This is a genomic window from Halorubrum sp. AJ67, from assembly GCF_000513435.1.
In genome coordinates, this window is the sequence record NZ_CBVY010000002.1 from 324,411 (window position 1) to 331,320 (window position 6,910).

Sequence of the window (6,910 nt, forward strand, 5' to 3'; positions counted from 1 at the left end):
GCGCTCGTCGGTGCCGACGACGCGTGGACGCCCATGGTCGTCCGCTCCGGCGGCGCGGCCGTCAACGTCGCCCTCAACGCGGCGTTCGTCTTCGCGTTCGACATGGGCGTCGTCGGCGCGGCGCTGGGAACGGTCGTCGCGGGCGTCCTCGTCACGGTCGCGTTCGCGGTCGGCTTCGCCGCCGGTCGGCTCCCGCTGGTCGGCGCGTTCCCCGTCCGCGTCGACTGGTTCGGGGGCTACCTCCGACGGGAGATGCTTCGAGATCTGCTCTCCATCGGTGTTCCCGTGGTCGGCCGGAGCTCCGTGTGGACGGTCGCGCGGTTTCCCCTTCTCGCGCTGTTGGCCGCGTTCGGCTCGCACGTCGTCGCCGCGTACGTCATCAGCCGCCGGGTCTGGGGGCTGATGAACGCGCCCGGCTGGGGGTTCGGACTCGCGGCGTCCAGCCTCGTCGGGCAGGCGCTGGGGACCGGCGACGAGGACGCCGCCGAGCGGTACGGCCGCGAGATCACCGCCTTCACCGTCGCCACGTACCTCGTCGCGGCGGCCACGGTCGCAGTGTTCGCGCGGCCCATCGTCCTCGTGTTCGTCGACGACCCGGCGTCGTCCGCCGTGCCCGTCGCCGTCGCGCTCGTGTACACCGCCTGCGTCGCTATCGTTCCGCAGGGGGTCACAAACGCGGTCGCGGGCGCGCTCGACGCGACCGGCGACACCAACTGGCCGTTCTACGCCCGCGCCGTCGGCATGTTCGGGTTCGCCATCCCGCTGGTCTATCTCGGCGCGACGACGACGCTGGGACTGTTGGGAGTGTATCTCTCCTTCCTCGCGGAGAGCGTCCCGGGCGCGGTCATCAACTACTACCGATTCCGCTCCGGGGCGTGGAAGGCGATCAGTCGCGGGTATCGACCGGACGCCGCGGTCGACGACTAATGTCCCCATCCAAAGCGGAGTCGTGTCGACAATCACCGATAAAGAATTATGTGTCTGTCGAGATACAGAGGAACGTATGCGGTCGACGTGTCCACAGTGTGGCGGTAGCGTGACCCGAGAACACGGCTCGCTGGGCTGTCTGGCGTGTGGATACACGCCGAACCACGGTGCCGACTGATCCGACGGTCAATACCTCCGAGAAGCCGTCGTCTGACGCTCAGTACGTCGCGTCCACGATATCCTCGTCGAGCGTCTCGAACCGCGCGAGGTACTCGCGGCGATCGGCGCGCAGCGCCGCCTGTGCGTCCGCGAACCCGTCGACGCGGTCCGCGACCGCGAACCGGTCGACGTCGACGCCGGGAACCGACGCCGGGACCGTGAGGTCGAGGTCGTCGTCACGGGTCCACTCGACGGTCCCGCGTGCGATCCCTTCCAGAATCGCGACCGTCTCCTCAACGCCGACATCGACCGGGTCGTCGGTTCCGACCACGCCCGTGTTGATGACGTAACACTGGACGTCGAGGGTCGCGATGAGATCGCGGAATCGATTGCCCTCCTCGCCTTCCGGCCCGACGATGAAGGGGTTCGTGCCGACCACGCGGATCGACTCGCCGACCCGCGAGGGGTCGCCCGCGCTCGTCTCGACCGACTCCCCGAGCATGAACGCGACCGCCGCCTGCGCGTCGGTGAGCTTCGCGACCGGCGGCATCAAGGGGTTACGCGTGATGAAAAACACCTGATCGACGGTGGGGAGGTCGACGTCCTCGGAGGCGCTCGCGAGCCGGTCACGGCGAATCACGGCGCGCGCGTTCCGGCCGTGTCGGGGTTCGTCGAAGTGGACGCTCCCGTCGTCGTCGACGGCGACGTTTTCGAGGACCGCGCTCTCGTCGGTGGCCGCGTCGTGGAGTTCGGGCTGCTCGTCGGCCGCTAAGCCGAGCGTCTTGATGTAGAGGCCGCCGCCCTCGCTGCCCGCGACCGTCCCCGACGGGAGGAGCGCGCAGACGTCGTCTTGGATCATCTCGACGCCCTCCGGATCGTCGAGCCAGAGGCCGTGGCTCGTGAGCGTCGACTTCCCCGTCCCGGAGAGTCCGAGGAACAGCTGGCCGACCTCGCGGCGGCCGTCCGCGTCGTCGAGGGTGACGCGCTTGCTGCCGGCGTGGAGTCCGAGCCCGCCACGCTGTTTCGCGCGCAGCATGAACAACCGCAGGAACGACTTCTTCGCCTCGCCGGTGTAGTCGCTGCCGAGGACCGTCGTGACGCCGGCTTCCGGGAGGATGCGGATCGTCGGCTCCGGCGTCGCGTCCGGTACCTGTACGGTGACGAAGTCGGGGTCGGCTCCCTCGGCCGGTTCGAGGAGCTTCGCCCACGCGAGCGCGATGCGGCCGTACTCTTCGGGAACGAACAGCCGGCAGACGTGAGCGGCGTCCCCGTGACGACCGACCACGCGGTCGACACAGACGACGTCGTTGTGGGGGTCTCGAACCCAGTCGAGAGCCTGCTCGAAGACGCGGAAGTCCTCGGCGCCGAAGCCGTCGTCGACGGCGTTCTTCGTCCGCTCCGCGCTCCGGGAGCGGTACTCGCTGACGTACGCGGGCGCGCCGTAGTCCGTCGTCGTCTCAACGTGCGAGGAGTAGCCTCGCAGCGTCGCCAGCGACGGGTTGTACGTGATGTGGTCGGCCGTCTCCGGGTCGGGATAGTCAGTGACTGTCGGGCTGTCACGAACGTCTGCCATGGTACAGGGCTGTCAGAGCGAGGGTAATAAGGTTGGTATCCAAGCATATTTGCTCCAAAATAATACTCCGAGTCCGTGTTCATCTCTCCGACTCCGTGTTCAGCTCTCCGACTCCGTGTTCAGCTGTCCGGCAACCGGACGGCATCAGTTATTTCCTACAGGATTGATCCACACAGAACCGTTGAACCTATTATCCGCAAGTACGAGTTGTGTGGTACCGATGAACAAGACGGTAGACGAAGTGACTATCGTGGGGGGCGGCGACGTCGGGTTGCTGACGGCACTGAGCGTCCGGCAGATGAACCCGGATGTGGACGTCTCCGTCGTCGACGACTTCCAACAGGCGGTTCCGCAGGTGGGGAAGAGCACGTACCGGGAAATCCAGGGCGTCCTCCACGGCGCGCTCCAGCTCGACGAACACGAGTTCATCGCGGAGGTGAAGCCGATATGGAAAGCATCGGTGTACTTCCGGGACTGGTGTGACTGCCCGTCGTTCCAGTTCCCGTTCGACGCGCCGACCAAATACCCGGACGCGAACACGCCGAACGCCGTCGAGCACTTCTATCACCACTACGACGAACTCTGCGACAGCCCCGACCACCGCACGCGAGGCGAACAGATTCTCGCGCAGGGCAAGTCGCCGTGGTACTACGGGTCGGACGGTGACCTCGACAAGTACGACGACGTCGCCTATCACCTCAACACCAAGCGGTTCAACGGATTCTTGCGGAAGCACTGCCGGGAGCGTGGCGTCTCACTCGTCGACGACGAAATCACCGCCGTCGAGACGGACGGTTCGCGAATCAACGCAATACAGGGCAGTCAGCAGCGCTACGAGGCGGACCTCTACGTGGATGCGACCGGATTCAACCGAATCCTCCGGAGCGAGCAGGATGTCGAATTCCATGATTTCGATTTCCCGTTGGACGCGGCGCTTAACGTCCGGATTGACCGGTCGCTGTCCGATGTCATCCCCGCAACCGTCGTCGAGACGGGCGATCACGGGTGGTTCTGGCAGATCGACACGTACGACAACCGCGATCTGGGGTACGTGTTCAGCACCGAGTACACCGACGAGGAGACGGCGATGACGGAGTTCCGCGAGTTCGTCGCGGAGGTCGCCCCGGGCGATGCCGGAGACCCCCTCACCGACGCCGAGACGGAGGTCGATCGATACGACTTCGAGTCCGGCTACCACGACCGGGCGTGGGTACAGAACTGTCTGGCCATCGGAAACGCCCAAGGGTTCGTCGAACCGTTACAGTCGACCGCGCTCACCGCCAACGCCTCGCTCGCGGTGCGGTTCGCGAACCTGCTGTCCTCGCACGGCCGAGTCATCGACGACGCGATTCGAACGGCGTTCAACGAGTCGGTCCGCCGCGCTTGGGAGTCCATCCACGACTTCGTCGGCGTCCACTACGAGTACGCGTCGGGAGAGACGCCGTTCTGGCAGGAGGTCCAGTCGATGGACGTCAGTCCTCGCACGGACAGGATCGCCGACGAGTTCGACCGATACGGGTACGACTGGACCGTCGATCACGCAGACGGCGGCGACCTTTCCGAACTCGACATCTTCCTGCTGCCGGACTTCTACACGGTCATGCGGAACATGGGCGCTACGTCGGAGTTTTACGACGAGAACGAGTTCAACGTGAGCGACGAGGTCGCCGACGAGCGAGACCAGTTCTATCGGAGCGTCGAACGGCAAGTCGAGAACGACCATCTGACCGTCAAGGAGTTCTACACGGGAATCTTGAACTTCACAGTCTCGGAAGACGGTGTCAGCGCGTAGGGAACCCCTATCGTTTTGTCGTCAACGAGGCGGCCGCATTTAAACATAATAGAACGTAGTATTCCGATGAAATATAATTATCCTGAAATATATTCGGAGCGGTTCTCGGGGTATCCTCGATTAGCACCGTGGATCGAGTTACTTCGGTATTCTCCGATTTTTCGGTGCCGGCGCACCCCGGACGACTGCGGGGCGGCACACCGGTGTTTTTGTCACCTCCGCGGTCGAACTGTCGGTATGACCGCTGAAACGAGCGACACGAACACGAAGGTCGCCCGGGTGATCCGGAAGTACGACCTCGACGAGATGGGCGCGAACTTGGAGACGGCGTGGACGGGAGAGTCGGGCGAGCGAACGAGCCTGCGGGATCTCGCCGACGAGTTCAATGAAGCGGTGCTGGAGGCGGCTCTTCGCGAGGCGAACGTCTCATCGGTTAGCGTGAACGTTTCGAGCGCGTACGACGCTCTCCGAGGAGAATCCGGATCGTCGAAGACCCGGACCCGCCGTCACCTCGAACGTGAAGGGATTGATGTCGACGAGCTGACCGGGGATTTCGTTACCCACCAGGCGATCCACACGTACCTCACCAAGGAGCGGGAGGCGAGCCTCCCCGCGGCGGGCGACGGCATGGCGGAGCGGAAGGTCGAGACCATCGAGAAACTGGTGGGTCGCCTGTCAGCGGTCGCTGAGTCCGCTATCTCTTCGCTCGCGAGCGCGGACGAACTGGACACCGACGGGTACGACGTACTCGTCGACGTGCGCGCCGTCTGCCCGCACTGCGGCGCGGACGTGCCGATTGGAGAACTCATTCGCCGAGGTGGCTGCGGCTGTACGGCAAAATCCGAAGCCGCCGAGGAGTAAGTCGGGTCGCGGACGGTACCGTGGAGTGAAGTCCGTCTCTCAGGCGGAGCGTATCCGGCGACAGGGCGGCAGAACCGATTCCCCTCTGTGACTCAAATAGTAATTTTCCAAGGTATTATCTAAATCCGATATATGTCGTCCAGTCGGGGCAGTCGAGGGCGACGACACCGGTTTACCGTCAGGGGGGCAACCCTAGCCAATGGCACAACGATCGCTTCCGGTTCGCGCGCTGTGGTTCGTGTTCGTCGGCTGGTGGGCGACGCCGATCGTCGTCAACGTCGCGTGGGCGCTCAACGTCACGGTTCTCCTGCTGCCGGTCGGCATCAAACTGATCAACCTCGTGCCGACGGTGCTCACGCTCGCGGAGCCGCGGTCGCTCTCGGAGCCGGAGTCGGCGCGCGGGCGGCGCTCGCTCGCCGTCCGGGGAATCTACTTCCTCCTCGTCGGCTGGTGGCTGAGCCTGCTGTGGGCGAACGTCGCGTCCTTGCTCGCGATCACGGTCGTGGGGCTCCCGGTCGCGGTCTGGATGCTCAACCGGCTGCCGTACGTCACGTCGCTGTACCGGTTCCACGGCTAATCTCCGCGGACACCGCCCGGTCGGCAGAGCCAATCCGGCGGGCGGCGCGCGGGCACAAGAGGTAATTCGCTGGCACCGAGTGAGGACGCATGGACGACACGCCGCTACACGAGCGGATGCGACGGTACGAGACGTTGGCGAGCGAGGCACGTAAGGCAACCAAAAAGCGCGACAAGATGGGCAAGGCGATCGGACGGCGACTGGCGACGTCGGTGACCGACGCCGTCGAGCGAGAGGGGGCGAACGTCGAGGTGCTGGGCCAGTCCGCGGACGGGGATCGGTATCGGTTCGCGGCGCGACTCGACCGGGCGGCGCTCGTCGCCGCGCTGACGGAGACGCTCCCCGACGGGTTCGTCGTCTCGCACGTCAACGACGACGGGACGCTCTCCGTGGAGTGGACCGGCGACGAGCGGACCCCATCGAAGCGCCAACACGGCGCAGTCTTGAAAGCCGTCATCGCCGAGGAGATGGTCGTAGACGACGACGGACTGGTCGAGTCGGTGCCGACGCGCGACCGGGTGCTCGCGCGGGCGGTCGAGTTGGGGCTCGACGAGGACGACGCCGCCGCGCGGCTGGACCGGCTGGCGACGCTGGAGGTCGTCGACCTCGACGACGGGTACGTCTACCCGGACGAGAATTTCTCGCGGTACTGACCGCGGTCGGCGAGCGGGACAGCCGAGGACGACTCCAATCCGGCCGCGATCACCAGTCCCGCGAGACCGGCGTCTCGCTGGCGTCGACGTTCGCCAGCAGCCACGCCGCGGCGTCGTCGAGCGCGTCGTCGTCGGTCGCAGTCACCTTCAGCCGGTTGTGGTCGGCCTCGCGGTCGGGGTAACAGCCCACGGCGACGTCGAACCGGTCCATCGCCTCCTCCAAGGCGGCGATGATGTTCGACTCCGGCTCGACGGTGTAGAGGAACCGGGAGCGGCGGTCGCCCGCGAACTCGTCGGCGACCGTCTCGAACGTCGCCTTCAGTTCGTCCGGAATGCCCGGCATGACGTACACGTCCTCGATCACGCAG

5 protein-coding genes and 1 pseudogene are annotated in these 6,910 nt (G+C 65.5%); 4 read left to right on the top strand and 2 right to left on the bottom strand.

From position 1 onward, the window contains the following. Window positions 1–1,144 precede the first annotated feature (1,144 nt). Entirely contained in the window at window positions 1,145–2,659 is a 1,515-nt protein-coding gene (locus BN903_RS03355) for a phosphoenolpyruvate carboxykinase (ATP) (protein WP_048076367.1), read from the bottom strand. Between the two features lie 220 nt (window positions 2,660–2,879). On the opposite strand from BN903_RS03355, the gene BN903_RS03360 reads away from it, so the two are divergent. The 4 genes from BN903_RS03360 (at window position 2,880) to BN903_RS03375 (ending at window position 6,542) form a co-directional block, all read left to right on the top strand. Next, window positions 2,880–4,451 carry an FAD-dependent oxidoreductase gene (locus BN903_RS03360; RefSeq protein ID WP_048076368.1) on the top strand — a complete coding sequence of 524 codons (1,572 nt, stop codon included), beginning with the start codon at window positions 2,880–2,882 and terminating at the stop codon, window positions 4,449–4,451. Window positions 4,452–4,688: 237 nt separating this feature from the next. After that, window positions 4,689–5,312 (top strand): rod-determining factor RdfA, encoded by a 624-nt coding sequence (gene rdfA / locus BN903_RS03365; protein ID WP_048076369.1) that lies wholly within the window; start codon window positions 4,689–4,691, stop codon window positions 5,310–5,312. A 199-nt stretch (window positions 5,313–5,511) separates the two neighbouring features. Next, a complete protein-coding gene (locus tag BN903_RS03370; protein WP_048076370.1) occupies window positions 5,512–5,889 on the top strand; it encodes a YccF domain-containing protein in 378 nt (125 codons plus the stop codon). An 89-nt stretch (window positions 5,890–5,978) separates the two neighbouring features. Beyond that, window positions 5,979–6,542, top strand: coding sequence for a hypothetical protein (locus BN903_RS03375; protein WP_048076371.1), 564 nt, complete (start codon window positions 5,979–5,981; stop codon window positions 6,540–6,542). A gap of 49 nt (window positions 6,543–6,591) precedes the next feature. On the opposite strand, the pseudogene BN903_RS03380 reads toward BN903_RS03375, so the two are convergent. Beyond that, window positions 6,592–6,910: pseudogene (locus tag BN903_RS03380) on the bottom strand (competence/damage-inducible protein A); the annotation flags it as partial.

Bases quoted from the DNA above. Each gene is read 5' to 3' on its own strand.
- rdfA (WP_048076369.1), top strand. From the start codon at position 4,689: ATGACCGCTGAAACGAGCGACACGAACACGAAGGTCGCCCGGGTGATC.
- BN903_RS03360 (WP_048076368.1), top strand. From the start codon at position 2,880: ATGAACAAGACGGTAGACGAAGTGACTATCGTGGGGGGCGGCGACGTC.
- BN903_RS03355 (WP_048076367.1), bottom strand. From the start codon at position 2,659: ATGGCAGACGTTCGTGACAGCCCGACAGTCACTGACTATCCCGACCCG.
- BN903_RS03375 (WP_048076371.1), top strand. From the start codon at position 5,979: ATGGACGACACGCCGCTACACGAGCGGATGCGACGGTACGAGACGTTG.
- BN903_RS03370 (WP_048076370.1), top strand. From the start codon at position 5,512: ATGGCACAACGATCGCTTCCGGTTCGCGCGCTGTGGTTCGTGTTCGTC.